Raw genomic sequence first — 2,363 nt, forward strand, 5'->3', positions numbered from 1 at the left:
TTCACCTCGCCCGACTATCTGGTGCATGAGCTGCGTGAGCTGGAGGGTGGTCCGGAGGGCCATCTGGAGCTGTGTCGCGGGTGGTGGCGAGGGCGTGTTCGGCGGTGGTGATGGCGTCGTCGAAGTGCCGGCGCAGCAACAGGAACTGGTAGAGGTAGAAGGCCAGGTCGGTGGTGGTGCGGGGGTGTTGGTTGATGGTTGCGATGAGGGTGGGGTGTTCGGCATCGAGCCAGGCCAGGGCTTGGTCGCGGTTGTCGAAGTGGGTGGGGGCGGGGCTATCGGGGAGGGCCCTGAGGTGGTCGTCGGCGGCGTCAGCGAGGACGGTGTAGTGCTCCAGCAGCCGATCGAGGGCGTCTTGGTCTTCCGCGGTACGGGGGGTGGTGAGTTCGGCGGTGTAGCGGCGGATGAGGTCGTGGCTGCGCCAGCGGCCGGAGCCGGTGGGCTGTTCGGTGGGCTGTTCGGTGAGCAGGCCGGCGGCTGTGATGGCGGCGAGGGTACGGCGGGTCTCGCGCACGGGCTGGCCGGTGAGGGCGGCGGCGCTTTCGGTGCTCAGGTCGGGCCCGGCGCTGAGGCCGAGCAGGCGAAAGACCCTGGCGGGCTCCGCGGCCAGGCGGCGGTGGGAGAGGTCGAAGGCCGCCCTGACGGCCAATGACTGGCCGTCGGGGTGGTGGAACTGCAGGGCGTCCAGGGCGTGGGCGAGGTCGTCGGCGAGGGTGGCCGGCGGCAGCCCGGGATCTGAGGTCAGCAGGGCGGCGGCGATCTGCAGGGCCAACGGCAGACGCCCGCAGTGCGCCACAACCTGGGCCAGCGCGTCCGGGTCGGCCGTGAGGCGCATGTCCCCAGGCAGCGCCAGGTTCACGGCGTCACGGATCAGCTGCGCGGCGGCCGTCGGGTCGAGTTCGTCCAGGCGCAGGAACTGGGCCGGGAGGGTGGGGAAGGTGTCGCGGGAGGTGATCAGCAGGCGGTGCGAGCGGTGCGCGGGGACCAGGTGGGTGAGCTGGCCGACACTGGAGGCGTCGTCGGCGACGATCAGCACCGCCCCGTCCCGTTCGGCGCGGTGGGCGAGTTCGGAGCGGTACAGCGCCGCCAGCTCCTCCACCTCGCCGGGCAGGTCCTCACCCCGCACACCCAGCTGACGCAGCAGCACACCCAACGCCCGCTCCGCACTGAGCGGGCCGGTGGGGTCGTAGCCGCGCAGGGTCACGTACAGCACACCGCCGGGGAACAGGCCCCGGCCGGCCGCCACGTGTGCGGTGTGCAGGGCCAGGGCGGTCTTGCCGATGCCGGCCAGTCCCGCCACCGCCGACACCACCACCGGCACCGAACCAGCCGAAGCCGCCGCCGAGCCGTTCGTAGGCGGCACAGGTGTCCCCGGAGAGAGGGCGGCGAGCAGTTCGTCGACCTGCGCCTGCCGTCCGACGAGGTGCGCCGGTCCGGCCGGCGCTGCGGAGGGGGCCAGCGGCAGGTGCGGGGGCGCCTGCAGGTAGGTGTTGTTCGTGGTGTTGTGCTGGTCGCGGCCGACCTGGGTGATCTTGGCATGGCCGGAGGCGGTGACGTTCTGGTCGACGTTCGTCGAGCTGGCCTCGCCGTTTTCGGTCATGGAGTGGGCGGCGGGGTGGTGTGCTGGTCGCCGGCGACCTGGTCGACCTGGCCGTCGCCAGAGGCCGTGGCGTCCTGGTGGATCGTCTCCGATGCGGGAGCAGCGCTGGGTGTGGACGGTGCCGGGCTGTTCTGGCTGCCACCGGTCTGGTTGATCTTTCCCTTTCCGGTGGCTTTCGCGGTCTGCTTGACCGTCCGGCGTGCCGGTACCGGCGGTACGACCGGTGCCGGGGGAGCCGCTGGCGCAGGAGGGGAGGTGGGCTGGCCGGCCCACCAACCACCCGCTGCGATGACGGCGGTCGCCGCGACGGTGGCGAAGGCGGCCGCCAGCGCCCAGCGGTTCGTCTCGTCCTTCGGCAGCCAGCCGAACGACGCCGACCTGGCCAGCCAGAGACACAGCACGAACGCCGCCACCGCGGCAAGAACGGTCACTGCCCAACGAACCGGACGAGACACTCCGGACCCCTCCCATGAACACACCGCCTCAGACCCCCCGAAGCAGCAGCGCGGACTCTACTCCTCGATCACGCACAGCAGCCATCCCAACACGCCAGTAACTATCGGCGAATCAGGCAGAGCTGGGGACGCTCCAGAAAAGGCATGCACCTGCCATACCAGGCCAGACGCCGAGCTGCCCAGGTGATCCAAGGGACTCCAGCGTTCCACCGGTATGAGGTCCCGCTGGTTCTGATTTTTGATCTTGATTTTTAGGTGTGTTTTGCGGGTTGAGTGAGAGGTCGTCAGGGCTGCTTGGCGTTGTCTGG

Annotated in this window: 3 protein-coding genes; all 3 read right to left on the reverse strand. The window is 70.4% G+C overall.

Annotated features, from left to right (window positions below; all coding sequences use genetic code 11):
- Position 1 precedes the first annotated feature (1 nt).
- On the reverse strand, positions 2-1,600 hold the full coding sequence (locus ACWEPF_RS39820; RefSeq protein WP_452176519.1) for a hypothetical protein: 1,599 nt from the start codon (positions 1,598-1,600) through the stop codon (positions 2-4).
- Positions 1,597-2,031 (reverse strand): hypothetical protein, encoded by a 435-nt coding sequence (locus tag ACWEPF_RS39825; protein ID WP_452176520.1) that lies wholly within the window; start codon positions 2,029-2,031, stop codon positions 1,597-1,599. Before ACWEPF_RS39825 ends, ACWEPF_RS39820 begins: the two co-directional genes overlap by 4 nt.
- 81 nt (positions 2,032-2,112) lie before the next feature.
- Positions 2,113-2,363: hypothetical protein (locus ACWEPF_RS39830; protein WP_452176521.1), on the reverse strand; the 251-nt coding region annotated here is incomplete at its 5' end.

The sequence above is a fragment of the Kitasatospora sp. NPDC004289 genome (genome assembly GCF_053602875.1).

Bases quoted from the DNA above. Each gene is read 5' to 3' on its own strand.
- ACWEPF_RS39820 (WP_452176519.1), bottom strand. From the start codon at position 1,600: ATGACCGAAAACGGCGAGGCCAGCTCGACGAACGTCGACCAGAACGTC.